This window comes from Streptomyces sp. DSM 116793 (assembly GCF_057320905.1).
In genome coordinates this window covers 3622680-3648886 of record NZ_CM170494.1, presented here as the reverse complement: position 1 = coordinate 3648886, position 26207 = coordinate 3622680, and the positions used below count along the sequence as shown (strand labels likewise).

Genomic DNA, 26207 nt, shown 5'->3' with positions numbered 1-26207 from the left:
GGGTTCGGGTCAGAGGCCGGTTCATCGGCGAGTGTCCGGTGCCGGTTGCTCATGGGTGGAACGTTGACTATTCGGCCTGGTTCTGGGCTTGGAGGCTGCTAGTACTGCCCTTGTGGGGGCGTGGAACGTGGTTCTTCGGGTGGGACGGGTTGAGCACGCTGTTGGGTGTCTGAGGGCGCGGCCGCTTGGTTGTGTCTTCGGTTGCCGGCCCCAGTGAACTCAAGCCGTGTGGTTTGGGGTGGTGGGTGGTTGGTCGTTGTTTGAGAACTGCACAGTGGACGCGAGCATCTGTGGCCAAGTTTTTAAGGGCGCATGGTGGATGCCTTGGCACCAGGAACCGATGAAGGACGTGGGAGGCCGCGATAGGCCCCGGGGAGCTGTCAACCGAGCTGTGATCCGGGGGTGTCCGAATGGGGAAACCCGGCAGTCGTTATGGGCTGTCACCCATACCTGAACTCATAGGGTATGTGGAGGGAACGCGGGGAAGTGAAACATCTCAGTACCCGCAGGAAGAGAAAACAACCGTGATTCCGGGAGTAGTGGCGAGCGAAACTGGATGAGGCTAAACCTTGAGCGTGTGAGACCCGGCAGGGGTTGCGTTCAGGGGGTTGTGGGAGCGAGCTTCAGCAGTCTGCCGGCTGTTGGGTGAGTTAGAAACCGTTGATGTAGGCGAAGGGCATGCGAAAGGCCCGGCGTAGAGGGTAAGACCCCCGTAGCTGAAATGTCAGCGGCTCACTTGTTTGTTTCCCGAGTAGCATGGGGCCCGAGAAATCCTGTGTGAATCTGGCGGGACCACCCGCTAAGCCTAAATATTCCCTGGTGACCGATAGCGGATAGTACCGTGAGGGAATGGTGAAAAGTACCCCGGGAGGGGAGTGAAATAGTACCTGAAACCGTGTGCCTACAAGCCGTGGGAGCGTCGCTGGCGGGAACTTGTTCCTGTTAGTCGTGACTGCGTGCCTTTTGAAGAATGAGCCTGCGAGTTTGCGGCATGTTGCGAGGTTAACCTGTTGTGGGGGAGCCGTAGCGAAAGCGAGTCCGAATAGGGCGGTGGAGTAGCGTGCTCAAGACCCGAAGCGGAGTGATCTAGCCATGGGCAGGTTGAAGCGGCTGTAAGAGGTCGTGGAGGACCGAACCCACCAGGGTTGAAAACCTGGGGGATGACCTGTGGTTAGGGGTGAAAGGCCAATCAAACTCCGTGATAGCTGGTTCTCCCCGAAATGCATTTAGGTGCAGCGTCGTGTGTTTCTTGCCGGAGGTAGAGCACTGGATAGGCGATGGGCCTTACCGGGTTACTGACCTTAGCCAAACTCCGAATGCCGGTAAGTGAGAGCGCGGCAGTGAGACTGTGGGGGATAAGCTCCATGGTCGAGAGGGAAACAGCCCAGAGCATCGACTAAGGCCCCTAAGCGTGTGCTAAGTGGGAAAGGATGTGGAGTCGCAGAGACAACCAGGAGGTTGGCTTAGAAGCAGCCATCCTTGAAAGAGTGCGTAATAGCTCACTGGTCTAGTGATTCCGCGCCGATAATGTAGCGGGGCTCAAGCACACCGCCGAAGTCGTGTCATTGCGATATTACTCTTAACGGAGGTCGTGATGGGTAGGGGAGCGTCGTCTGCTGGGTGAAGCAGCACCGGAAGGTAGTTGTGGACGGTTGACGAGTGAGAATGCAGGCATGAGTAGCGATTCACACGTGGGAAACGTGTGCGCCGATTGACTAAGGGTTCCTGGGTCAAGCTGATCTGCCCAGGGTAAGTCGGGACCTAAGGCGAGGCCGACAGGCGTAGTCGATGGATAACCGGTTGATATTCCGGTACCCGCTGTGAAGCGTCAAACATTGAATCCAGTGATGCTAAGCCCGTGAAGCCGCCCCGGAGCCTTCGGGTGAAGGGGAGTGGTGGAGCCGGTGGCCCGAGCTGGTAGTAGGTGAGTGATGGGGTGACGCAGGAAGGTAGTCCATCCCGGGCGGTGGTTGTCCCGGGGTAAGGGTGTAGCCCGTCAGGTAGGTAAATCCGCCTGGCTTGTGGGTGAGGCCTGATGCCGAGCCGATTGTGGTGAAGTGGATGATCCTATGCTGTCGAGAAAAGCCTCTAGCGAGTTTTGTGGCGGCCCGTACCCTAAACCGACTCAGGTGGTCTGGTAGAGAATACCGAGGCGTTCGGGTGAACTATGGTTAAGGAACTCGGCAAAATGCCCCCGTAACTTCGGGAGAAGGGGGGCCATTCCTGGTGATCGCCCGTGCGGTGTGAGCTGGGGGTGGCCGCAGAGACCAGCGAGAAGCGACTGTTTACTAAAAACACAGGTCCGTGCGAAGCCGTAAGGCGATGTATACGGACTGACGCCTGCCCGGTGCTGGAACGTTAAGGGGACCGGTTAGCTCACTTTCGGGTGGGCGAGGCTGAGAACTTAAGCGCCAGTAAACGGCGGTGGTAACTATAACCATCCTAAGGTAGCGAAATTCCTTGTCGGGTAAGTTCCGACCTGCACGAATGGCGTAACGACTTCTTGACTGTCTCAACCATAGGCCCGGTGAAATTGCAGTACGAGTAAAGATGCTCGTTTCGCGCAGCAGGACGGAAAGACCCCGGGACCTTTACTATAGTTTGATATTGGTGTTCGGTTCGGCTTGTGTAGGATAGGTGGGAGACTGTGATGCGGGCACGCCAGTGTTCGTGGAGTCGTTGTTGAAATACCACTCTGGTCGTGCTGGATGTCTAACCTGGGTCCGTGATCCGGATCAGGGACAGTGTCTGATGGGTAGTTTAACTGGGGCGGTTGCCTCCTAAAGGGTAACGGAGGCGCCCAAAGGTTCCCTCAGCCTGGTTGGTAATCAGGTGTTGAGTGTAAGTGCACAAGGGAGCTTGACTGTGAGACTGACGGGTCGAGCAGGGACGAAAGTCGGGACTAGTGATCCGGCGGTGGCTTGTGGAAGCGCCGTCGCTCAACGGATAAAAGGTACCCCGGGGATAACAGGCTGATCTTCCCCAAGAGTCCATATCGACGGGATGGTTTGGCACCTCGATGTCGGCTCGTCGCATCCTGGGGCTGGAGTCGGTCCCAAGGGTTGGGCTGTTCGCCCATTAAAGCGGTACGCGAGCTGGGTTTAGAACGTCGTGAGACAGTTCGGTCCCTATCCGCTGTGCGCGTAGGAGTCTTGAGAAGGGCTGTCCCTAGTACGAGAGGACCGGGACGGACGAACCTCTGGTGTGCCAGTTGTTCTGCCAAGGGCATGGCTGGTTGGCTACGTTCGGGAGGGATAACCGCTGAAAGCATCTAAGCGGGAAGCCTGCTTCGAGATGAGGGCTCCCACCTACTTGATGGGGTAAGGCTCCCAGTAGACGACTGGGTTGATAGGCCAGGTCTGGAAGCACCGTGAGGTGTGGAGGTGACTGGTACTAATAGGCCGAGGGCTTGTCCTCAGGTGCTCGCGTTCACTGTGTTGGTTCTGAAACCACGAACAATCACATGGTCTTGCCCGTAGGGGTTGGGGTTGTGGTTGGTGGTGTGTGTTTCGGTGGTTATAGCGTGGGGGAAACGCCCGGTTACATTCCGAACCCGGAAGCTAAGCCTTACAGCGCCGATGGTACTGCAGGGGGGACCCTGTGGGAGAGTAGGACGCCGCCGAACTCTTATTAGAAGAAAACCCCCGTACCGGTTTCGGTACGGGGGTTTTCTTTTTTTGTGGCCATGGGCTCTGCTCATTCCTGCAAGCCTCCGGTCCCTACAACTCCCGTCGCTCACAGCCTCCCTGCGGACTTCAGAGCGAGGTAGGCATCGGCCAGCTCGGGAGCCAGAGCGTCCGGCAGAGCGTCTACCACCGTCACACCACGGCGTGTCAGTTTGTCGGCGGTGCGGCGGCGTTCGTCCTGGGCCTGAGCGGCGGCTGCCGCGTCGTACACGGCGTCGATGGTTCCCCTTCCCGCGGCCATACGGGTGATGCGCGGGTCCGCGACGGAGGCCACCAGCACGGTGTGCCGCTGGGTGAGCATGCCGAGGACCGGAAGCAGCCCCTCCTCCACGGGAGCCGCTTCGAGACTGGTCAGCAGCACGATGAGGGCGTGCCGGGGCGCGGTGCGCAGGGCCGCGGACACCAGGCCCCGCGCGTCCGTCTCCACCAGCTCGGGTGCCACACCGGCCATGGAGTCCACCAGCGCGGGCAGGACGTCGTTCGCGGTCCTGCCCTGGACCAGGGCGCGGATCCCGCGGTCGTAGGCCAGCAGGTCCACGCGGTCCCCTGCGCGGGAGGCGAGCGCGGCCAGCAGCAGGGCCGCGTCCATCGCCGCGTCGAGGCGTGGCGCGTCGCCGACGCGGCCGGCGGAGGTGCGGCCGGAGTCCAGGACGAGCAGGATGCGTCGGTCCCGTTCCGGACGCCAGGTCCGGACGGCGACCGAGGACTGTCGTGCCGTGGCCCGCCAGTCGATGGAGCGGGTGTCGTCGCCCGGGACATAAGCGCGCAGGCTGTCGAACTCCGTGCCCTCACCGCGGGTCAGCACACTGGTGCGGCCGTCCATCTCCCGCAGTCGGGCCAGCTTGGACGGCAGGTGCTTACGGCTGTGGAACGGCGGCAGGGCCCGCACCGTGCCCGGAACCAGATGGCTGCCCTGGCGGCACAGCAGGCCCAGCGGCCCGTAGGAGCGGACGGTGACACGGACGGCGTGGTGGTCTCCGCGGCGCGTGGGGTGGATGTGGGTGACGACACGGCGGCGTTCGCCTGCCGGCACCGTCAGCCGATGATGCCTGGCACCGTCCTGCGAGGCCCGTGCCCCGCTGCTCGGCGGCCAGGCATCGCGTAGGGCGGCCCGCAGCGGGCGGCCGGAAGTGTTGGTGACGGTGAGCGTGGTGTCCACCGATTCGCCGAGGCGTACCGACGTGTCCGGTGAGCGGGTGAACGCGAGGCGGCGCACGGGAGCGGCCAGTGCGAGGTCGCAGAGGCACGCGAGCGCGATCGGGAGGTTCACGGCCAGGATGCCCGTCCAACTCGGCGCGAAGAAGCCGACGAGCAGGGAGGCGAGGGCCGCCAGCAGAGCGGTGCGTCCGGTCAGGGCCATGAATCCTCGGGCTGTGGTCGTGGTGGTCGTGGTTGGTCGTGATCGTGGTCGGTGGTGCAGGTGGGGGGGCGACGGGGCGGGAGCGGGACGAGTGAGTGGGGAGCCGTGACGATGGAGTCAGCGGGGCACGGGGACGTGCGCCAGGACCGAGTTGATGACGGAGTCGGCGGTGATGCCCTCCATCTCGGCCTCCGGCCGCAGTTGGACGCGGTGCCGGAGGGTCGGCAGGGCCAGGGCCTTCACATCGTCGGGGATGACGTAGTCGCGGCCGGTCAGCCAGGCCCAGGCGCGGGCCGTGGAGAGGAGGGCCGTGGCGCCGCGCGGGGAGACGCCGAGCGTGACGGACGGCGACTCACGGGTGGCGCGGCACAGGTCGACCACATAGCCGGTGATGTCGTGCGAGACGGCGGTGCGTGCGACCGCTTCCCGGGCCGCTTCCAGGTGTGCGGGAGTGGCGACGGGGCGCACCCCGGCGGCGTGCAGGTCGCGCGGATCGAAGCCTTCCGTGTGGCGCTTCAGTACGCCGATCTCGTCCTCGCGCGAGGGCAGCGGGACGTGCAGTTTCAGGAGGAAACGGTCGAGCTGGGCCTCGGGCAGCGGATAGGTGCCCTCGTACTCGACCGGGTTCTGCGTGGCGGCGACGAGGAACGGCTCGGGGAGCCGGCGAGGTGTGCCGTCCACCGTGACCTGGCGTTCCTCCATGGCCTCCAGCAGGGCCGACTGTGTCTTCGGCGGGGTGCGGTTGATCTCGTCGGCGAGCAGCAGATTGGTGAAGACCGGGCCCGGCTGGAAGGAGAACTCCGCGGTGCGCGCGTCGTAGACGAGGGAGCCCGTGACGTCGCTGGGCATCAGGTCCGGGGTGAACTGGACCCGTTTGGTGTCGACTGCGAGGGCGGCGGCGAGGGTGCGCACCAGGAGCGTCTTCGCCACCCCGGGGACACCTTCGAGAAGGACATGGCCGCGGCAGAGGAGCGCCACGACCAGGCCTGTGACGGCGGGGTCCTGGCCGACCACGGCCTTGGCGATCTCGGTGCGCAGCGCCTCCAGGGAGGCGCGGGCGCCGCCCGGGTCGGCCACGCGAGGGGCATTGTCAGTGGTCGGGTCCATCATGAACGGCGTACCTCTCCTTCGAGGGCGTCGAGGTGTTCGGCGAGGGCGATGAGTGCTGCGTCGTCGCGGGGCGGCGGCCCGAAGAGGAGGGCGTGCAGGTGCTGTTCACGGCCCGGGGCGTGCGGCTGACGGCTCGGGGAACCGGGTGTGCCCGGGGCTTGCGCGGGGCTCTGGCTCCTGGCCAGCCGGGCGGCCAGGGCGGGGAGCAGCACCTCGGGGGAGTGCGCGTGGGAAGGGGGAGTGCCGATGAGTGGGGCGAGTCGGAGGCGGGTGGCGGTGCGCAGGGAGTCGGCGGCGCGGTCGCGTGCGTCGGCCTTGCGGTAGAGGCGGGCGCGGCCCTCCGCGGCCTCGGAGGCACGGATGGCGACGGGCAGCCGTTCGCGGACGAGGGGGCCCAGGCGGCGGGCCCGCCAGAGGGCGGCCAGCGCGACCGCGACGGCGGCCTGGAGCGTGCCCCAGAGCCAGCCGGAGGGGATCAGGTCGTAGAAGCTGCGGCTGCCCGTGTCCGTGGTGGCCGGGTCGGCGAGCGAGGGGAGGTACCAGACCAGATGGGGGCGGGAGCCGAGGAGTTGCAGGGCGAGGGAGGCGTTCCCCCGAGCGTCGAGCCGGTCGTTGTAGAAGATGTCCGGCGCGCCGAGGACGACGGTGTCGCCCCTCGTGCCCGCGTCGGGGACACGGACGAGCGTGGGGAGCCCGTCGCTGAAGTAGCAGGAGTCGGCGGAAGGGGACGTCGGGTCGTAGCGGAGCCCGCCGGTGTCGGCCGCGCCCGCGCGCCGGGCGGCCGGAAGGGCGCAGCCGGGGGTGAGCGTCGAGTCGATGCTCGGGGCCGGGTCCGCGCTGACGTCCGGGACGAGCGTGGCGGCCGACGCCGCGCTCGGTGCGACGAGGACGGTACGCCCGCCGGCCCCTGCCATCGCCGCGTGCAGCCGCGCCTGCTGGCGGGGCGTCAGCAGATCCGGGTCGGCCACCAGGAGGGTGGTGTCCGGGCCCGCGGCCGCCCGTGCCGCCTCAAGGGTGGTGACGGTTCGCGTGGAGACACCCCGGTCGGAGAGGAGCGCTGCCACGGCCCGGGAGCCGAGCGGGTCGGCGGACCGTGGATCGAGCCGGCCGTGCTGGGCGTCCGAGCGGACCACGGCGATGACGATCGCCGCGGCCAGCAGGACCGCGGCGGCCAGGACGAGACCTCGTGCGCGGGTCCAGACGCTCCGGGCGGTGGGGGCGGTGGACGTTGTCCCGGGCGGCGTCGGCCCCTTCGGCGTCGTGCGGGGTGGCGCCGTGCCGCGTGGGTTCGTGCCGGATGGTGGCGTTCCGGACGGGGACGTGCCGGACGGGGACGTGCCGGCCGGCGGGGCGGCGGTGCTGTGCGGTGGAGCGTCGGGGCCGGCCGGCGGGTGTGGTGCCGCGGGGGGCCGGGAGCCGTCGGGGGTGCGCCCCGGGGCGGGGGCGGCCCCTGGGGTGGGAGCGGTGTCCGCCGCGGGAGTCTGCTGCGAAGCCTGGCTCGGCCGCGAGGCGGGACCCGGCTGCGGGGTGGGGGAGGAGCCGGTCATTCGGGCGTCCTCCGAGGCGGGGTGCCGGGATGGCTCGCGGTGGTGGTGTGGCTCGTGTGGCTGCTCGCCGTGCCGGCGCCGGCCCCGGTGAGCACGGGCCGGGCGCGTACCAGGTCCTCGTCGAGCGCGGACATGCGCCGGTACGCGGGCTCGTCGCCGCTGCGGCCGCCGTATGCGACGTCGTCGAAGTCCCGCGCGGCGGCGCGCAGCCGGTCCTCGTGGGAGGGCAGCGAGACGGCGGCCTCCGCCGCGGCCTCGTCGGCGGTGCGCCCCGGCCGCGGTTCGAGCAGCGCGCGTTCCTCCAGGTCGCGCACGATGGCCCGCATCCGCTCCTGGACCGCCCGGCTCCAGTGGCCCTCGGCGGCGTGCGCCTCCGCGGCGGCGCGGTGTTCCGCCGCGCCGCGCGGCCGGTCGGTGAAGAGCGGTGCGGCCGCCGCGGGTGTGCGGCGGGGCGTGCCCAGGCGCCACCAGAGCGCCGCGGCAAGCGCCAGCACGGCCAGCACGATGACGAAGAGGCCGAGCCCGCCGCCGGGCGTGACGCCGGAAGCCGCGTTGAAGAGGTCCTGGACCCAGGCCAGAAAGCGGTTCAGCGCGCGGTGGAGGAGACCAGGGTCGTTCTGGTGGTACATCCGCTTCGACAACTCGCGCTTGGCGGCTTCCCGCGCGGGGTCGCGCGAGATGGTCACCGGGGGGTCGTCGGCGCGGCGCGGCAGCAGCGCTGCCGCCGGCAGAAGGCCGGACGTGAGGCCGGACGCCAGGAGCCTGCGCCACGGCCGGTTCCCGGCCGCCCCCACGGCCCACGGTCGTTCTCCGGCCGTCCCCGTGGCCCACGGCCGGTTCCCGGCCGCCTCCGCGGCCCACGACCGGTCCGCGTCCCCGGCCGCTGCCACGACCCGCGGGCGGTTGCCCGCTGGCGGGCGCCTGCCTTCTGGCCGCTGCTCTCCATCCGGCCGGCGCCTGCCCCCCGCCCCAGTCCGTGGCGGGTCAGGCGCCGCCCCCGGGCGCGGTGGGCCGGCCGTGTGCGGTCTCCCCCTGGTGCCCACGGCATCAGCCTCCGGGGACCGCGCCGGGCGCCTCGGAACCGTAGCCGTGGAGGCCGGCCGCGCGGCCGAGCTCCAGGTCGAGCGCCTCGCGGCGGATGCGCTGGTCGATGTAGAGCAGGACGGCGACCCCCGCGGTGATCGGGAAGGTGAGCGTGGAGCCGACCACCGACCCGATGCCGCTGATGATCAGGAACGTCCAGCTGTGGGCGCCGCCGGAGCTGCCCAGGATCCCCGAGACGCCGTCGCCGCCGACCGCGCCGGCGACGAGGGAGAACGGGATCAGGATGATCGACGACACGATGTTCGAGATGATCGTGGCCAGCAGCTGGATGCCGAGGACGCGCCACCAGGAGCCCCTGACCAGCTTGGCGGAGCGGCTGAGGGACTTCAGCACGCCCTGCTTCTCCAGCATCAGCGCCGGCGACGCGAGCGCGAAGCGGATCGCCAGCCACAGCGCCACGACCGCGGCGGCGAGCCCGCCGAGCACGGCGAGCGGGACGCCCGCGCCGCCCCCGGCCGTCAGCGCGATCAGCACCCCGGGCAGCGTTCCGGCGGCGACGATCGCCATGACGATGAGCGGCAGCAGGAACGTGAGCCCGAACAGTCTGGGCACCTGCGGCCGCGCGTCGCGCCAGGCCTCCGCGATGGTCACCGGCTTGCCCAGCACGGCCCGGCTGGTCACGGTCGTGAGCAGCGCCGTCGCGATGATCACGCCGAGCAGGCTGACGAGCAGCACCACACCCGAACTGATCAGGACCCCGCGCATGGCGTGACCGAGCTCGTCGATCGAGGCGGTGCGGTCGTCGAGGGCCGCCGTGTCCGCCGTGTCGTTCAGCACCAGGCCCTGCACCAGGACCAGCGCGATCTGCACCACCACGGCGACGCTCAGGGAGATGCCGAGGACGGTCCGCCAGTAGGTGCGCATGGTGGACACGGCGCCGTCGAGGATCTCGCCGACGCCGAGCGGACGCAGCGGAATGACGCCGGGCTTGGCCGCGGGAGGCCGGCCCTGCCAGCCGCCCCAGCCGGGGCCCCCGGGCTGTCCGCCCCAGCCGGGTCCACCGGGGCCGCCCCAGCCGGGGCCGCCAGGGCCGCCGGGCCCCGGGCCGCCCCAGCCCGGCCCACCGGGACCACCGGCCCCCGGGCCGGGTGCGCCCCAGCCGGGTCCGGGCGGCGGCGGGGGCGGCTGCGCCGGGGGCGGGCCCGCCTGCTGCCCGCCGGGCGTCGACCACGGGCCGGGCGGCGGCTGCTGTTCGGACCATCCCGGCAGCGGCTGCGGGGCGCTCCGGCCGGGTGGCTCAGGGGCCTGCCGGCCGGTCGGCTGTGGAGAGTCGTGCGGGGGCCGCTCCGGGACCCCCTGGCCGGTCGGCCGGGGAGTGTCCTGCCTGGTCGGCTGGTGCCGGGTCGGTTGCGCGGTGTCCTGGCCGCTCGCAGGCTGCTCCGGGGACTCGCCGGCCTCCCCGGCCTCCCGGGACTCGCCGGCGCTGCCGGTGCCGGCCGGGCTGCCCGTGGGGCCCGTGCCGCCGGGTTCACGTCCGCCGTGGGCGCCGGCGGGGTCGCCGGCACTGGCAGCGCCGCCCGCGCCGGCCGGTGCGCCTGCGTCGCCGGCGCCCGCCGCGGTGCCGGCGGGCTGCTGCTGCGATGGCTGTCCGCCGGCGGGCGCCTGCGGCTCGTCGGCGGGTTTCCGGCGGGGGTCCGGTGCGTCCGGGGCAGGTGCGCCGGCGGAGGGGTCAGGGCGGTCGGAGGGTGCGGATCCGGGCGAGGCCCAGCCCGGAGTGTCGTTCATCGTCGCTCCTTCACGGTGCCCGTCCGCGGATGCGGCGGCAGGTTGGGGGCCATCGTGTCACGGTGCGTCCGCCGGGGCGCCGGGCGGCATCGGCAGACCGGGCAGCATAAGGCCGGACCGCCTTCGATTGTCCGCCGGATACCGGGCAGACTGGGCCAATGGCTGAGTACGCGCGACCCACCCAGGACACAGAGCCGGGCGATGCCCCGGGCGACAGACCGGCGCTCGCGGTGATCCGCTGGGCGGAGCCGCCCGAGGGCCCGGCGGTGGTCCTGCTGGACCAGACCAGGTTGCCGTCCGAGGAGACCGAGCTGGTCTGCGCGGACGCCGCGGCGCTGGTGCAGGCGATCCGGACGCTGGCGGTGCGCGGCGCCCCACTGCTGGGCATCGCGGGCGCGTACGGGGTGGCGCTCGCGGCCGCGCGCGGATCCGACGTCGACGAGGCCGCCGACGCGCTCGCCGGTGCCCGCCCCACCGCGGTCAACCTCGCCCGTGGCGCACGGCGCGCCCAGGCGGCGTACCGTGCGGCGCTGGCCGCCGGGGGCGACCGGGCGCAGGCGGCCGCGGCGTGCCTCGCCGACGCGCGCGCCCTGCACGAGCACGATGCGCGGAGCAGCGCGCGGATGGCCCTGCACGGCCTGACGCTGCTGGACGAGCTGGCGCCGGGCGACGGCCACCGGATCCTCACCCACTGCAACACCGGGGCGCTGGTCTCCGGCGGTGAGGGCACCGCGTTCGCCGTGGCGCTCGCCGCCCACCGCGGCGGGCTGCTGCGCAGGCTGTGGGTGGACGAGACGCGGCCGCTGCTGCAGGGCGCCCGGCTCACCGCATACGAGGCCGCCCGGCACGGCATGCCGTACACGGTGTTCACCGACAACGCGGCGGGCGCGCTGTTCGCGGCGGGCGAGGTGGACGCGGTACTGATCGGGGCCGACCGCATCGCGGCCGACGGGTCCGTGGCCAACAAGGTGGGCAGCTACCCGCTGGCGGTACTGGCGAAGTACCACCATGTGCCGTTCGTGGTGGTGGCGCCGGTGTCGACCGTCGACCTGGACACACCGGACGGGGCCGCGATCGTGGTGGAGCAGCGCGCGGCACACGAGGTGACGGAGATCACGGTGCCGCGGGCGCTGACGGGGGTGGACGCCGGCGCGGTGATCCCGTTGGCGCCGGCGGGCTCCCCGGCGTACAACCCGGCGTTCGACGTGACGCCGCCGGAGCTGGTGACGGCCATCGTCACCGAGGAGGGCGTCGCCTCGCCGGTGACGGCGCAGGCGCTGGCGGAGCTGTCCGCCAAGGCGCGCCCGGCGGCGGTGAGCTGAGCACGTCCGTGCCGCGCCCCGCGAGGGCCGGGCCCGCCCCGACGCGCGGCCGGGAAGGAAGCCGGTCCGGCGAACGGCCCCGGCCGCCGCTGGCCCGCCACTATGCTCGCAGCGCTGCCGGGCCCGTCCGGGCCCGGCACGGCAGCCGTGCACACGGCACAGGACCCGCGGCCCGGACGGAACGGACGGGCCGTTCGGACCGGACGGACCCGGACCACCTCGGCCCAGGGCCGCACGCCGGCGGTAACCGGCGGAGACCGACGGCAACCGGCAGGGACGTGCAAGGGACAAGGGGGACGACACGAGAGCGGGGGAGGTCCCTTGAGGTGCCGGTAACCACCCTTGGCATCAACGCCGACATCGACACCACCGGACACAGACGGTCATCAAGGACATCCAGGGACAATGGTAGGCGTCGCCGCAGGTCAGTGAGCTGGGTCACGCATGTGCACGGTTCGAAAATGAAAATGGGATGATGTCGTTATGAAGGGACGAGTCCTTGTCGTCGACGACGACACCGCACTGGCCGAGATGCTCGGGATTGTGCTGCGTGGTGAAGGGTTTGAGCCGTCGTTCGTCGCCGATGGCGACAAGGCGCTCGCCGCTTTCCGGGAAGCCAAGCCCGACCTGGTGCTGCTGGATCTGATGCTGCCCGGCCGGGACGGCATCGAGGTGTGCCGTCTGATCAGGGCGGAGTCCGGTGTGCCCATCGTGATGCTCACCGCGAAGAGCGACACGGTGGACGTGGTCGTCGGCCTGGAGTCGGGCGCGGACGACTACATCGTCAAGCCGTTCAAGCCGAAGGAACTGGTGGCCCGGATCAGGGCCCGGCTGCGCCGCTCGGAGGAGCCCGCGCCGGAGCAGCTCGCCATCGGCGACCTGGTGATCGACGTCGCCGGGCACTCCGTGAAGCGGGAGGGGCAGGCGATCGCGCTCACCCCGCTGGAGTTCGACCTCCTGGTGGCGCTGGCCCGCAAGCCGTGGCAGGTCTTCACCCGTGAGGTACTGCTCGAACAGGTCTGGGGATACCGGCACGCCGCCGACACCCGGCTGGTCAACGTGCACGTCCAGCGGCTCCGCTCCAAGGTCGAGAAGGACCCCGAGCGGCCCGAGATCGTGGTGACCGTCCGCGGCGTCGGCTACAAGGCCGGACCGAGCTGACATGCCCCGGGACGACGGCGCCGCTCCGGCCCCCGGCACGCCGGGAGTGCGCCCGGGGCGGCCGGTCGGCCCCGGGGCCACGAGCCCGCAGGTCGCGCGGCTGGTGCGGCTCGCCAGGCTGGTGGAGGGCGGCCTGCTGCTTCAGGGGGGCGTGCAGGGCAGCCCGGTGCTGCGGCTGTTCACCCGCTGGGTGCGCCGCCCCCTGCTGCCCGCGGCGCGGCTGTGGCGGCGGAACATCCAGCTCAGGGTGGTCGCCACCACCCTGGTGATGTCGCTGGGTGTCGTCCTGCTGCTCGGCTTCGTCGTCATCGGTCAGGTGCGCAACGGCCTGCTGGACGCCAAGGTGAAGGCGTCGCAGAGCCAGGCGGACGGCGGTTTCCGCGCCGCCAAGGACAAGGCCGACTCCGCCGGCACCGACACCGGCCAGGGCACCGCCACCACCCCGGACGGCCGTCCCGAGCAGAACGCCGCCGTCTGGATGACCGAACTCGTCGACCAGCTCTCCAGCGGCGGCCAGAGCGCCTTCGACGTGGCGACGCTGACGCCCGACGGCGACGGCGACGCCAGCAGCGTCCGCGCGCCGCGCGCGTCCGGCGGCGTCGACCCGATCCAGAGCGTCCCCACCGACCTGCGCCGCAGGATCGCCCGCGCCGCGGGCGCCTCGCAGAGCTACACCCGGATCATCTACAGCGACGGCCAGGAGTCCCAGCCGGGCCTGGTCATCGGCAAGCAGCTCAACGCCCTGAACGGCACCACCTACCAGCTGTACTACTTCTTCCCGCTCGCTCAGGAGGAGAAGTCGCTCAGCCTCGTCAAGGGGACGCTGGCGACGGCCGGTCTCTTCGTGGTGGTGCTGCTCGGGGCCATCGCCTGGCTCGTCGTACGGCAGGTGGTGACGCCCGTGCGGATGGCCGCGGGCATCGCGGAGCGGCTGTCCGCGGGCCGCCTCCAGGAGCGGATGAAGGTCACCGGCGAGGACGACATCGCACGCCTCGGCGAGGCCTTCAACAAGATGGCGCAGAACCTCCAGCTGAAGATCCAGCAGTTGGAGGAGCTCTCCCGGATGCAGCGCCGCTTCGTCTCGGACGTCTCCCATGAGCTGCGCACCCCGCTGACGACGGTGCGCATGGCGGCCGACGTCATCCACGAGGCCCGGGAGGACTTCGACCCGGTCACGGCGCGCTCGGCCGAACTGCTCGCCGACCAGCTCGACCGGTTCGAGTCACTGCTCGCGGACCTGCTGGAGATCAGCCGCTTCGACGCCGGGGCCGCCGCCCTGGAGGCCGAGCCGGTCGACCTGCGGGAGGTGGTACGGCGTGTGGTCGGCGGCGCGGAGCCGCTGGCCGAGCGCAAGGGCACCCGGATCCGGGTCGTCGGCGACCACCAGCCCGTGGTCGCGGAGGCCGACGCCCGGCGTGTGGAGCGGGTGCTGCGCAATCTCGTCGTCAACGCGGTGGAGCACGGCGAGGGCCGGGACGTCGTGGTGCGTCTCGCGGCGGCCGGCGGCGCGGTCGCCGTCGCGGTGCGGGACTACGGCGTCGGTCTCAAACCGGGTGAGGCGACGCGTGTTTTCAGCCGTTTCTGGCGGGCCGACCCGGCACGCGCGCGTACCACCGGCGGGACCGGACTCGGGCTCTCCATCGCCTTGGAGGACGCCCGGCTGCACGGCGGCTGGCTGCAGGCGTGGGGGGAGCCCGGCGGCGGCTCGCAGTTCCGGCTGACGCTGCCCCGCACCGCCGACGAGCCGCTCAGGGGCTCACCGATCCCGCTGGAGCCCGAGGACTCCCGGCGCAACCGCGCCCTGCGTGAGGCACGGCTGCCGCACGCGCGTGCCGCACTTCCGCCCGGCCGCACGGCCGGCTCCGGCGGTCCCGCCGTCCGGACCGGGCCGTCCGGACGGCCCGCCGTACCGGCGCAGCCCGCCGTTCCGGGCACCTCCGCAGCGCCCGGCACCGGCGCGCCCACGGCCGGCCCGACGGCCCTGCCGGGCAGCGGCGCCCGCGTCGTACCCCGCGGCGGCAAGGGCCCCCGCGCGAAGACGGGCTCGCCCGTCGGCAGCGGGTCGCGCTCCCCCGAGGAGCCGACCGCCGCGGAAGCGGAGCGTGCCGAAGCGGAACGTGCGCAGAAGGCGAACGTTCCGGAAACCGGACGGGGCGCGGACAGCCCCTCGGGAGCACGACGGACGGGCGGCGCGCACGGCACCGGGGAGACGGACCGCCCGCACCACGCACACGATGCGACCGGGTCCCCCAGTGCGCACGATGCGACCAGTGCGCACGATGCGACCGGGGCCCCCGGCCCGGACGGCACACCGTCCGTGAAGGCCACCGGTGCGCCCGCGGACGCCGCCGCCACCCGGCGCACGGAAGAAAGGGCCGCGCGTGGCTGAGGGGCGGACCCGGGACCCGGGATGGGAGCGGATACGGCGCGGGCCTCGGTGGGGGCGCATACGGCGCGGCGGGCTGCTGCTGGGCGGCGCAGTGGTGCTGCTCGCGGGCTGCGCCTCCATGCCGGACAGCGGGGACCTGCGCGGCGTCGAGGCCTCGCAGCGGCCCGACTCGCAGGTGCGGGTCTTCGCCATGCCGCCACGTGAGAACGCCGGCCCGGATGAGATCGTGCAGGGCTTCCTCGAGGCGCTGACCAGCGACGACCCCAAGTTCGAGATGGCACGCAAGTATCTGACTCCGGCCGCCGCCAAGGCCTGGCACCCGGAGGGGTCCACCACCGTGCTCGCCGAGGGCCCCAATCCGGTACGCGTCACGGACCGCAGCGGGTACGACAGCGACGGCGGCCGCCAGTACGCGCTGAAGGGCCACAAGGTCGCCTCCGTCGACCGGCAGCACGCCTACCAGCCCGCGGACGCCCCGTACAGCGAGGCCGTCCACCTGACCCGCCGGAAGGACGGCGGGCACCGCGAGTGGCGCATCGACCTGCCGCCCAGCGGGATCGTACTCGGCGCGTCCGACTTCCAGCGCATCTACCGGCCCGTCAACAAGTACTACTACGCGTCGGGACCCGCGTCCGGCGCCGACGACGGCAGCGGCGGTCCCGGGCGGCTCGTCGCGGACCCGGTCTACGTGCGCCAGCGCGTGGACCCGGTGACCCAGACCGTGCAGGCCCTGCTGGACGGCCCGACACGGTGGCTGAGCCCGGTGGTCCGGACGAGCTTTCCCCCCGGGACGCGCCTGAAGCCGGGCGTCGGCGCGCTGACGCCCGACGACCAGAACCGGCTGAAGGTGCCGCTGAACGCCAGGGCCGATCGGGTGGGACGGTCGCAGTGCCAGCAGATGGGGGCGCAGATCGTCTTCACCCTCCAGGACCTGATCTCCACGGGCGTCATCGACGTGGAGCTCCAGCGCCCCGACGGGTCATCGCTGTGCGAGGTGAACGAGGACGAGGCGGAGGCCCTCTCTCCGCTGCACACCGCGGACCGCGTCGGCTACCAGTACTTCCTCGACGCCGAGCACCGGCTGGTCAGGCTGCCCGGCGCCAGCACGGGTGCCCACGAACAGGCGCAGCGGGTGCCGGGCCCGTTCGGCGCCGGCAGCAAGGCGATGAGCAGGATCGCCGTCTCCCGGGACGAACTCCACGCCGCCGGGGTCTCGCTGAACGGGCGTGACCTGTACGTGGCCGACATGCTCTCCGGCGCCTCCTACGGTGCCCCGGTGCTGCACAGCGAGGCCGCGTCCGAGAGCGACCGCCTGACGGCGCCGAGCTGGGACGGGCACGGTGACCTGTGGGTGGCCGACCGCGACCCGCACAAGCCGAGGCTGCTGATGCTGGAGCACGGCACGGGCGACGTCGTGGACGTCACCACCGACGGCCTCGACCCGGCGCACATCGACGCCGTACGGGTCGCCGCCGACGGCGTACGGATCGCGCTCCTCGTCGAGCAGGACGGCAAGGAGCACCTGCGGATCGGGCGGATCGAGCGGTTCGGCGACGGCGACAACCCGCACGTGAGCGTCACCGACCTGCGCCCCGGGGCGCCGCAGATGGAGGAGGTCACGGCCATGTCCTGGGCCGGCGACAGCCGCCTCGTGGTGGTCGGCCGCGAGTCCGGCGGGGTGCCGCAGGTGCGGTACGTGCAGTGCGACGGCTCGGCCCCGGCCAGCGGCGTCCTGCCCGGCCTGACGGGTGTCCAGGAGATCGCGGCGGCCGACGACGACCGGCTCCCGCTGCTCGCGCACTCGGACGACGGGATCGTCAGGATGCCGCCCGGGGCGCCCTGGCAGACGGTGCTCACGGGCGGGACGTCACCCGTCTACCCGGGGTAGCCCTGCCCTTCTACCCGGTAGCCCTGCCCGTCCACCCGGCGCGGAGGACTGCACGCCCCGGGCCCGATCCGGCGCCGCCCGGGGGGCTCGTCGCGCGGAACTGAAGCCGGCTGGCGGAGGCGCGGCGGCGCACAGGGAGGCGGGAGGTTGCACCCCGCGCAGAGTTGTCCACAGGGAGTTTTCCACAGGGGTGGCCGCGCGCCGCGGGCGTTGGCACAGTGGGCGTATGAGGGCGTGGTGGCAGGACCTCATGGACCTCGTGGTGCCGTCCGAGTGCGCCGGATGCGGGCGGCCGCGGGCGGTGGTCTGCGCGGTCTGTGCCGCCGCGCTGTCCGGCCGGCAGCCGCGCCGGGTGCGCCCCGTGCCCGAGCCCCGTGGCCTGCCGCCGGTGCACGCCGCCGCCCCGTACGCGGACGCGGTCCGCGCCCTGCTGCTGGCCCACAAGGAGCGCGGTGCCCTGGCCCTGGCCCGCCCGCTGGGCGCCGCCCTCGCGGGTGCGGTGCGCGCGTCCTGCGCCGGCTCGGCCGCTGCGGGGCCGGTGCCCGTGGCGCTTGTGCCGGTGCCGTCCGCGCGGTGGGCGGTGCGGGCGCGGGGCCACGACCCCGTGCGCCGGACGGCGCTGGCCGCTGCGGCCGAGCTGCGCCGCGCCGGGACGCCCGCTCGGGTGCTGGCGGTGCTGCGCCAGCGCCGCCCGGTCGCCGATCAGTCGGGCCTCGGCCCCCGGCAGCGCGGCGCCAATGTCTCCGGCGCGTTGGGGCCCGCCCCCGGCGCGAGCGCGTTGTTGCGCGCCGCCGGCAGGGCAGGCCGGGTCGTTCTGGTCGATGACCTGATCACGACGGGGTTCACCCTGACCGAGGCGGCGCGTGCATTAAGTGCGGCGGGAGTGGAAAGGGGGACCAGTGCGGCGGTGGTGGCCGCCGCACCCGACTCCTTCGGAGCCCTCGAAACCGGCGGAAGGTGTCAGGACCAACCGCTCCCACAGGGCCCCGCGGAACGGGCCGGTACTGCTTGAAACACACCTCACCGCAGGTGGGGACCGAGCATCACCGCAGGTGGAGAGGGGGCAGCGGATGCGAGGGGAGGTAGCCGGCGCAAGAGGGTGACGACATCCGCTCGGGCGAGATACGTTCGATTGTGAGGAATGCGGAGTCCGCACCCGACACAGTCGAATCCTCGTTCCGGGCCTCCGCAATCACCCGGAAGGGGTGGGTCGAGATCCCGCCCGCTGGGGAGGAGGAGGTGGACGTCACCGAGTCCGAGGTTCCGGTACGGCCGGGATCTGGTGCACAAGGGAGATGCTCCGCCGCCTGTGCGGAGCGATCCGGGAACGGAGTTCTGCGTGGACATCGTCGTCAAGGGCCGCAAGACCGAGGTGCCCGAGCGGTTCCGGAAGCACGTGGCCGAGAAGCTGAAGCTGGAGAAGATCCAGAAGCTCGATGGCAAGGTGATCAGCCTCGACGTCGAGGTGTCCAAGGAGCCCAACCCCAGGCAGTCCAACCGCTGCGACCGTGTGGAGATCACACTCCGTTCGCGTGGCCCCGTGATCCGCGCGGAGGCCGCCGCCAGCGACCCGTACGCGGCGCTGGACCTGGCCACGGACAAGCTGGAAGCCAGGCTGCGCAGGCAGCACGACAAGCGGCGCAGCCACCGCGGCCGGCTCTCCGCGGCCGAGATCGCCGATCATGTTCCCGAGGCGGCCACGCTGGGCGGCGACGGCTCCATCGTGACGGAGCAGGAGCCGACCGCCCCCGTGCCCACGAAGAAGATCGGCTCCCTGGAGGTCACCGGCGAGGGCCCGCTCGTGGTGCGCGAGAAGCACCATGTCGCGGCCCCCATGACGCTCAATCAGGCGCTCTACGAGATGGAGCTGGTCGGGCACGACTTCTACCTGTTCATCGACTCCGAGACGAAGGAGCCCAGCGTCGTCTACCGCCGGCACGCGTACGACTACGGCGTCATCCACCTCACCACCGATCCGATGATCGCCGAGGCCCCGCCCGGAGCGGGCGGCGCACTGGGCGGCTGATGCGCCGGGCGTGATGCCCGAGTCCCATGGGTGCCCCTGGAGCGCTTACGTGCGCCCCGGGGGCACCTCTGTGCGACCACATCCAGTCGCTTGCCGTCGCCGCACTGTCATCCGGGCATGAAATCATGGGCGTCTACCCGACCCGGGGTGCTGTCGACCCGGCTTGGCCCAAGACCCATCCGGCAGCGAGCAGACGGGCCACGGCCTTCAGGGGGAGGAACGATGGCGGAGAGCTTCGGACCACTGCACGGCGCCCAGTACCACGACGCGAACGCCGGGGCCGGCGAGAGCGACGAGGGCACCGACGGCATGGGCCCGGACACGAGCGGGTCGCGCAAGGAACCCATCAGGGTCCTCGTGGTGGACGACCATGCCCTCTTCCGCCGCGGCCTGGAGATCGTGCTCGCCGCCGAGGAGGACATCCAGGTGGTGGGGGAGGCGGGAGACGGCGCGGAGGCCGTGGACAAGGCCGCCGACCTGCTGCCCGACATCATCCTGATGGATGTGCGGATGCCGAAGCGCGGCGGTATCGAGGCGTGCACCTCCATCAAGGAGGTGGCCCCCAGCGCCAAGATCATCATGCTGACGATCAGCGACGAGGAGGCCGACCTCTACGACGCGATCAAGGCCGGTGCCACCGGCTACCTGCTGAAGGAGATCTCCACCGACGAGGTGGCCACCGCGATCCGGGCCGTCGCCGACGGCCAGTCGCAGATCAGTCCCTCCATGGCCTCCAAGCTGCTCACCGAGTTCAAGTCCATGATCCAGCGCACCGACGAGCGGCCCCTGGTGCCCGCGCCCCGGCTCACCGACCGCGAGTTGCAGGTCCTGAAGCTGGTCGCCACGGGAATGAACAACCGTGACATCGCCAAGGAGCTCTTCATCAGCGAGAACACCGTGAAGAACCACGTGCGCAACATCCTGGAGAAGCTTCAGCTCCACTCCCGGATGGAGGCCGTGGTCTACGCGATGCGCGAGAAGATCCTGGAGATCAGGTAGCGCGCGCCGGTTTCCCGCGCGCCGGCCCTCCGCGTGCCGGCCTTCCACTCGCCGGCCTCCCGCGTGCCGGCCTTCCACTCGCCGCCCTCCCGGGTTCCGGCCTTCCGCGCGATGGCCTTCCACTCGCTGCCCTCCCGCGTGCCGGACTCCCCCGCACCGGTCGTTCCGCTCAGGCCCTGACTCAGCCCGTCGCCGGCCTGTGGTGAACGCTCACTTCCAGCCAAGTACGCCGTCCCACGGCGCGGCACCGGCGGTCGGCCGCCGTCACTCCAGGGCCCGGGCCAGCTCCTCGCCCAGCGGCACGCGCAGTTCCGGGGAGTCCACCTGCTCCAGGCGGACGTCGGAGCACCCCACCCAGGCTGCGGCCTCCACCAGTGCCTCCGCCACCCCGCGCAGCGCCTTGCGGTCGGTCAGCTCCATGCTCACCTGCTTCGCCACCAGCGTGCTGCCCGAGCGCGCCGGGTCCACCCGGCCGACCAGCCGCCCGCCCGCCAGCACCGGCATCGCGAAGTAGCCGTACACCCGCTTCTGCCGCGGTACATACGCCTCCAGGCGGTGGCTGAAGCCGAAGATCCGCTCCGTGCGCTGGCGCTCCCAGACCAGCGAGTCGAAGGGGGAGAGCAGCGTGGTGCGGTGCCGGCCGCGCGGCGGCGTCTCCAGGGCCGCGGGATCGGCCCAGGCGTCCGCCGCACCCCGCGCGCCGCGCCCGGCCCGACCGGCCCCGCCGACCGGCCGGCCGCTCGCCTTCGCCCAGCCCTCGACGCGCACGGGGACGAGGCCGGAGTCCGCGACCACCGCGTCGAACTGCTCTCCCTTGAGGCGGTGGTAGTCGGCTATGTCGGCGCGGGTGCCCACGCCGAGCGCCTGGCCCGCCTGGCGGACCAGGCGGCGCACGCACTCGTGATCGTCCAGATCGTCATGGCGCAGTTCCTCGGGGACCGCGCGCTCGGCGAGGTCGTACACGCGCTTCCAACTGCGGCGCCGGGTGCACACCACCTCGCCGTACATCAGCGCGCGCTCGACGGCTACCTTGGCGGCCGACCAGTCCCACCACGGGCCGCCGTTCTTCGCGCCGCCCAACTCGGTGGCCGTCAGCGGGCCTTCCGTGCGCAACTGCTTGATCACCTGGTCGTAGGTGCCGTCGGGCAGGTGGTGGTTCCAGTGCGGCCGGGCGCGGTAGGCGCGGCGGCGGAACGCGAAGTGCGGCCACTCCTCGATGGGCAGCACACAGGCGGCGTGCGACCAGTACTCGAAGGCGTGCGGAGCGCGGGCGGGGTCGGGGGTCCAGTACGCCTCCTCCACCGTGCGCCGGCCCACCGCGCCGAGGCGGGCGTACGGCACCAGCTCATGGCTGCGGGCCAGCACCGAGATCGTGTCGAGCTGCACGGCGCCGAGGTGCCGCAGCACGCCCCGCACCCCCGCCCTGCGGTCCGGCGCCCCCAGCAGCCCCTGGGCGCGCAGCGCTATCCGGCGGGCCTCCTCGGCGGAGATGTCGACAACGGGCGGCGGCAGACTCGTCATGCCGAAACCATAAGCGGGGCCACTGACAAGCCGTTCCGCGCGGCCGCCCGCCCCGGCCAACCGCCCGCGGGAGGCCGCGGGGCATGCCGCCGTTGCGCAGGAGGGCGGGCGCCTCACGCACGGTGCGTCACACCGGCAGGCACACGCGTCACGCCGGTGACGACATCGCAGCGGCAGGCACACGCGTCACGCCGGTGACGACACCGCACCGGCAGGCACACGCGTCACACCCGTGAGGACGAGAACGCCGCACCGGCAGGCACTCACGCCAGAGGGACCCGGGCGAGCCGGGACCCGGCGGGGCGGACCCGGCGGGGCAGGCCGGCCGCGCCGCCCCGCCGGGCGGGGCTACGGGTCCCTGCGGACCCGGCGGGACCACTCCGAGTCCGGGCCGGACTCGGGGTCCCGCACCGTCAGCGGTGCCGTCGCCGGGAGGGAGCGGGGCGTGCCCGGGTTTCCAGGCCCGGCGTCCGGCACCGCCGTCCGGCACGCGCGCGTCACCCGCGGTCCGGTGCCGGAATGTAGGCGCTGTCCGTCGGCAGCCCCAGGTCCGAGGGGAGCAGAGCGCCCACCCAGCTGTCGCGGCGGGTGCCCTGGTGGACGATCGCGGAGCGCAGCACGCCCTCCATGGCGAAGCCCACCTTCTCGGCCACCGCCCGTGACGCGGCGTTGCCGACCTCGGCCCGCCACTCCAGGCGCTCGACGCCGGCGCAGGTGAACGCCCAGCGGGTCACGGCGAGTGCCGCCTCGGTGACGTAGCCGCGGCCGCGGTGTCGGGGCGCCGCCCAGAAGCCGATCTCCCCGGTGCCCATCCTGTGCATGATGACGCCGACCATCGCCGCCAGGGCGGTGTGGCCGCCGGGCGCCGCGTCGTCGCGCAGGAACGCGGCGAACGTGAACGTCGTGCCGTTCCGCCAGCCGTCCGGGACCTGCTGGGCGAGGAAGTTCTCCGCGTGCTCGGGCAGGTACGGCGAGGGGACCGTGGTCCAGCGCTGGATCGCGGGGTCCTGGCAGGCCGCGAGCACCTCCTCGGCGTCCTCGGGGCCGGGAGCGCGCAGGAGAAGCCGGGCGGTGGTCAGAGTCTCGGGTTCCATTGGGCGATTCTGCGCGTGTCACAGTGGCGGGTGCCATGATTTATCGCTGCTGCGGCACGGCACTTTCCGGCGCCTCGGTGCGTTGTGCTTGTGGCCGCAGTTGCGGCAGACCTCCCGGCGCGGCGGGGTCCTCGCATACGATGGCCGTTGCTCGACCCGACCGCGTCAGCCCGACCGGCAAGGAGACCCAGCCCCGTGTCCGTCCTCCAGAAGATCATGCGTGCAGGCGAAGGCAAGATCCTGCGCAAGCTGCACCGCATCGCGGACCAGGTCAACTCCATCGAAGAGGACTTCGAAAGCCTCTCCGACGCCGAGCTGCGCGCCCTCACGGACGAATTGAAGCAGCGCCACGCCGACGGCGAAAGCCTTGACGACCTGATGCCGGAGGCGTTCGCCACCGTCCGTGAGGCCGCCCGCCGCGTCCTGGGTCAGCGGCACTACGACGTCCAGGTCATGGGCGGTGCCGCGCTGCACTGGGGCTATGTCGCCGAGATGAAGACCGGTGAGGGCAAGACCCTGGTCAGCACGATGCCGGCGTACCTCAATGCGCTCACCGGCAAGGGTGTCCACCTGGTCACGGTCAATGACTACCTGGCCGCGCGCGACTCCGAGATGATGGGCCGCGTCCACAAGTTCCTCGGCCTGAGCGTCGGCTGCATCCTGGCCAACATGACCCCGGCCCAGCGCCGCGAGCAGTACGCCTGCGACATCACCTACGGGACGAACAACGAATTCGGCTTCGACTACCTCCGCGACAACATGGCGTGGTCCAAGGAGGAGCTGGTCCAGCGCGGGCACAATTACGCGATCGTCGACGAGGTCGACTCGATCCTGGTGGACGAGGCCCGTACCCCGCTGATCATCTCCGGCCCCGCCGACCAGGCCACGAAGTGGTACGGCGACTTCGCCAAGCTGGTGCTGCGCCTCAAGCGCGGTGAGGCCGGCAACCCCATGAAGGGCGTCGAGGAGACCGGCGACTACGAGGTCGACGAGAAGAAGCGCACGGTAGGCATCCATGACTCCGGCGTCACCAAGGTCGAGGACTGGCTGGGCATCGACAATCTCTACGAGTCGGTGAACACCCCGCTGGTCGGCTATCTGAACAATGCCATCAAGGCCAAGGAGCTCTTCAAGCGAGACAAGGACTACGTCGTCATCGACGGCGAGGTCATGATCGTCGACGAGCACACGGGCCGCATCCTCGCCGGCCGCCGCTACAACGAGGGCATGCACCAGGCCATCGAGGCCAAGGAAGGCGTGGAGATCAAGGACGAGAACCAGACCCTCGCCACGATCACCCTGCAGAACTTCTTCCGCCTCTACGACAAGCTCTCCGGCATGACCGGTACGGCCATGACGGAGGCCGCCGAGTTCCACCAGATCTACAAGCTGGGCGTCGTCCCGATCCCGACGAACAGGCCCATGGTCCGCCTGGACCGCCCGGACCTGATCTACCGCACCGAGGTCGCCAAGTTCGACGCCGTCGTCGACGACATCGCGGAGAAGCACGAGAAGGGCCAGCCGATCCTGGTCGGCACCACCTCCGTGGAGAAGTCCGAGTACCTCTCCCAGCAGCTCTCCAAGCGCGGCATCCAGCACGAGGTGCTCAACGCCAAGCAGCACGAGCGCGAGGCCGTGATCGTCGCCCAGGCCGGCCGCAAGGGCGCCGTCACCGTCGCCACCAACATGGCCGGCCGCGGTACGGACATCAAGCTCGGCGGCAACCCCGACGACCTCGCCGAGGCGGAGCTGCGCCAGCAGGGCCTCGACCCGGTGGAGCACGTCGAGGAGTGGGCCGCCGCGCTGCCCGCCGCCCTGGAGCGCGCCGAGCGCGCCGTCAAGGCGGAGTTCGAGGAGGTCAAGGAGCTCGGCGGGCTCTATGTGCTCGGCACCGAGCGCCACGAGTCGCGCCGGATCGACAACCAGCTCCGCGGCCGCTCCGGCCGCCAGGGCGACCCCGGCGAGTCCCGCTTCTACCTCTCCCTGGGCGACGACCTGATGCGGCTGTTCAAGGCCCAGATGGTCGAGCGCGTGATGTCCATGGCGAACGTCCCCGACGACGTCCCCATCGAGAACAAGATGGTCACCCGCGCCATCGCCTCCGCCCAGTCCCAGGTCGAGCAGCAGAACTTCGAGACCCGGAAGAACGTCCTCAAGTACGACGAGGTCCTCAACCGCCAGCGCGAGGTCATCTACGGCGAGCGGCGCCGCGTCCTGGAAGGCGAGGACCTCAAGGACCAGATCCAGCACTTCATGGACGACACCATCGACGCCTACATCCAGGCGGAGACCGCGGAGGGCTTCGCGGAGGAGTGGGACCTGGACCGGCTGTGGGGCGCCTTCAGGCAGCTCTACCCGGTGAAGATCACCGTCGAGGAGCTGGAGGACGAGGCGGGCGACCGCGCCGGCCTCACCGCCGAGTTCATCTCCGAGGCCATCAAGGACGACATCCACGAGCAGTACAAGGCGCGCGAGGAGCAGCTCGGCACGGACATCATGCGTGAGCTGGAGCGGCGCGTGGTGCTCTCGGTCCTGGACCGCAAGTGGCGTGAACACCTCTACGAGATGGACTACCTCCAGGAGGGCATCGGCCTGCGCGCGATGGCCCAGAAGGACCCGCTGGTCGAGTACCAGCGCGAGGGCTTCGACATGTTCACCGCCATGATGGACGGCATCAAGGAGGAGTCCGTCGGCTACCTGTTCAACCTGGAGGTCCAGGTCGAGCAGCAGTTCGAGGAGGTGCCGGTCGAGGAGGCCGGGGCGGTGGACCTGGAGAAGGACGCGCAGGACACGGTTCCGGCCGGCGCGGGTGCCCGCCCCGAGATCCGCGCGAAGGGCCTCGACGCCCCCCAGCGCCCCGACCGCCTGCACTTCTCCGCGCCGACGGTGGACGGCGAGGGCGGCGTCGTCGAAGGCGACTTCGAGAACGGCGACCAGCCGGTGCGGTCCGAGGCGGACGGTCTGACGCGTGCGGAGCGGCGTAAGCAGCAGAAGGGTGGGCGGCGCCGCAAGAAGTGAGCGTGGCCCCTGCGGGCCGCTCGGCCGGGTACCCCTGCGGGGGTGCCCGGCCTTTTGCTTGGCCATTGCCGGGCCGGGCTCCCTTCGGCGGGGCTCTCCTTGGCTGGGCGACCTTCGGCGGGGCTCCCTTCGGCCGTTGTACGGTCGCGCCCCGGCCTACGCAGGGGCGCGGGGAACTGCGCGCGCAACCCACCCCGGCCGGTGGTCCGCCGACGACAGAGACCGCCCCTCCGGGACGGTGACGACCCGACGACGCC

The 26207-nt window shown here is 71.3% G+C and carries 15 protein-coding genes and 2 rRNA genes; 10 read left to right on the top strand and 7 right to left on the bottom strand.

The features are described from left to right. Positions 1–292: 292 nt before the first annotated feature. Together ACSMXW_RS14140 and rrf are read left to right on the top strand one after the other, a co-directional pair. A 23S ribosomal RNA gene (locus ACSMXW_RS14140) occupies positions 293–3417 on the top strand. A gap of 91 nt (positions 3418–3508) precedes the next feature. Beyond that, positions 3509–3625 (top strand): 5S ribosomal RNA (gene rrf, locus ACSMXW_RS14135). Between the two features lie 110 nt (positions 3626–3735). On the opposite strand, the gene ACSMXW_RS14130 is transcribed toward rrf, so the two are convergent. The 5 genes from ACSMXW_RS14130 to ACSMXW_RS14110 all read right to left on the bottom strand — a co-directional run bounded on the left by ACSMXW_RS14130 (position 3736) and on the right by ACSMXW_RS14110 (position 10532). Continuing rightward, positions 3736–5046, bottom strand: a complete 1311-nt coding sequence (locus ACSMXW_RS14130) for a DUF58 domain-containing protein (RefSeq protein ID WP_485806613.1) — start codon at positions 5044–5046, stop codon at positions 3736–3738. Positions 5047–5163: 117 nt separating this feature from the next. Next, positions 5164–6153 (bottom strand): AAA family ATPase, encoded by a 990-nt coding sequence (locus tag ACSMXW_RS14125; RefSeq protein WP_485808026.1) that lies wholly within the window; start codon positions 6151–6153, stop codon positions 5164–5166. Continuing rightward, positions 6153–7331: a DUF4350 domain-containing protein gene (locus ACSMXW_RS14120; RefSeq protein ID WP_485808024.1), complete on the bottom strand. Its 1179-nt coding sequence runs from the start codon at positions 7329–7331 to the stop codon at positions 6153–6155. The genes ACSMXW_RS14125 and ACSMXW_RS14120 overlap by 1 nt, the downstream gene beginning before the upstream one ends. Positions 7332–7699: 368 nt before the next feature. Beyond that, a complete protein-coding gene (locus ACSMXW_RS14115) occupies positions 7700–8389 on the bottom strand; it encodes a DUF4129 domain-containing protein (RefSeq protein WP_485806611.1) in 690 nt (229 codons plus the stop codon). A gap of 361 nt (positions 8390–8750) precedes the next feature. Beyond that, positions 8751–10532: a DUF7847 domain-containing protein gene (locus ACSMXW_RS14110; protein ID WP_485806610.1), complete on the bottom strand. Its 1782-nt coding sequence runs from the start codon at positions 10530–10532 to the stop codon at positions 8751–8753. Between the two features lie 158 nt (positions 10533–10690). On the opposite strand from ACSMXW_RS14110, the gene mtnA reads away from it, so the two are divergent. The 7 genes from mtnA (at position 10691) to ACSMXW_RS14075 (ending at position 20317) form a co-directional block, all read left to right on the top strand. Continuing rightward, complete coding sequence (mtnA, locus tag ACSMXW_RS14105) at positions 10691–11854, top strand: S-methyl-5-thioribose-1-phosphate isomerase (protein ID WP_485806609.1); 1164 nt, start codon at positions 10691–10693, stop codon at positions 11852–11854. Positions 11855–12337: 483 nt separating this feature from the next. Beyond that, positions 12338–13015, top strand: a complete 678-nt coding sequence (gene mtrA / locus ACSMXW_RS14100) for a two-component system response regulator MtrA (protein WP_189930715.1) — start codon at positions 12338–12340, stop codon at positions 13013–13015. 1 nt (position 13016) lies between these two features. Beyond that, positions 13017–15404, top strand: coding sequence for an MtrAB system histidine kinase MtrB (gene mtrB / locus ACSMXW_RS14095; protein WP_485806607.1), 2388 nt, complete (start codon positions 13017–13019; stop codon positions 15402–15404). Positions 15405–15522: 118 nt separating this feature from the next. Next, the gene (locus ACSMXW_RS14090) at positions 15523–17292 is read left to right on the top strand and encodes an LpqB family beta-propeller domain-containing protein (protein ID WP_485808023.1); all 1770 of its coding nucleotides are present in this window, start codon (positions 15523–15525) and stop codon (positions 17290–17292) included. Between the two features lie 226 nt (positions 17293–17518). Next, positions 17519–18304, top strand: coding sequence for a ComF family protein (locus ACSMXW_RS14085; RefSeq protein WP_485806606.1), 786 nt, complete (start codon positions 17519–17521; stop codon positions 18302–18304). 327 nt (positions 18305–18631) lie between these two features. After that, positions 18632–19318: a ribosome hibernation-promoting factor, HPF/YfiA family gene (gene hpf, locus ACSMXW_RS14080; RefSeq protein ID WP_485806604.1), complete on the top strand. Its 687-nt coding sequence runs from the start codon at positions 18632–18634 to the stop codon at positions 19316–19318. Between the two features lie 222 nt (positions 19319–19540). Further along, the gene (locus ACSMXW_RS14075) at positions 19541–20317 is read left to right on the top strand and encodes a response regulator (protein ID WP_485806602.1); all 777 of its coding nucleotides are present in this window, start codon (positions 19541–19543) and stop codon (positions 20315–20317) included. 264 nt (positions 20318–20581) lie between these two features. On the opposite strand, the gene ACSMXW_RS14070 is transcribed toward ACSMXW_RS14075, so the two are convergent. Next, entirely contained in the window at positions 20582–21838 is a 1257-nt protein-coding gene (locus ACSMXW_RS14070) for a winged helix-turn-helix domain-containing protein (protein WP_485806601.1), read from the bottom strand. Positions 21839–22335: 497 nt separating this feature from the next. Further along, entirely contained in the window at positions 22336–22932 is a 597-nt protein-coding gene (locus ACSMXW_RS14065) for a GNAT family N-acetyltransferase (RefSeq protein ID WP_485806600.1), read from the bottom strand. Positions 22933–23127: 195 nt separating this feature from the next. Between ACSMXW_RS14065 and secA the strand changes: the two genes are divergently transcribed. Then, positions 23128–25950 (top strand): preprotein translocase subunit SecA, encoded by a 2823-nt coding sequence (gene secA, locus ACSMXW_RS14060; protein ID WP_485806598.1) that lies wholly within the window; start codon positions 23128–23130, stop codon positions 25948–25950. Positions 25951–26207 lie beyond the last annotated feature (257 nt).

Bases quoted from the DNA above. Each gene is read 5' to 3' on its own strand.
- ACSMXW_RS14130 (WP_485806613.1), bottom strand. From the start codon at position 5,046: ATGGCCCTGACCGGACGCACCGCTCTGCTGGCGGCCCTCGCCTCCCTG.
- ACSMXW_RS14125 (WP_485808026.1), bottom strand. From the start codon at position 6,153: ATGGACCCGACCACTGACAATGCCCCTCGCGTGGCCGACCCGGGCGGC.
- ACSMXW_RS14110 (WP_485806610.1), bottom strand. From the start codon at position 10,532: ATGAACGACACTCCGGGCTGGGCCTCGCCCGGATCCGCACCCTCCGAC.
- mtnA (WP_485806609.1), top strand. From the start codon at position 10,691: ATGGCTGAGTACGCGCGACCCACCCAGGACACAGAGCCGGGCGATGCC.
- mtrA (WP_189930715.1), top strand. From the start codon at position 12,338: ATGAAGGGACGAGTCCTTGTCGTCGACGACGACACCGCACTGGCCGAG.
- mtrB (WP_485806607.1), top strand. From the start codon at position 13,017: ATGCCCCGGGACGACGGCGCCGCTCCGGCCCCCGGCACGCCGGGAGTG.
- ACSMXW_RS14090 (WP_485808023.1), top strand. From the start codon at position 15,523: ATGCCGGACAGCGGGGACCTGCGCGGCGTCGAGGCCTCGCAGCGGCCC.
- ACSMXW_RS14085 (WP_485806606.1), top strand. From the start codon at position 17,519: ATGAGGGCGTGGTGGCAGGACCTCATGGACCTCGTGGTGCCGTCCGAG.
- ACSMXW_RS14075 (WP_485806602.1), top strand. From the start codon at position 19,541: ATGGCGGAGAGCTTCGGACCACTGCACGGCGCCCAGTACCACGACGCG.
- ACSMXW_RS14070 (WP_485806601.1), bottom strand. From the start codon at position 21,838: ATGACGAGTCTGCCGCCGCCCGTTGTCGACATCTCCGCCGAGGAGGCC.
- ACSMXW_RS14065 (WP_485806600.1), bottom strand. From the start codon at position 22,932: ATGGAACCCGAGACTCTGACCACCGCCCGGCTTCTCCTGCGCGCTCCC.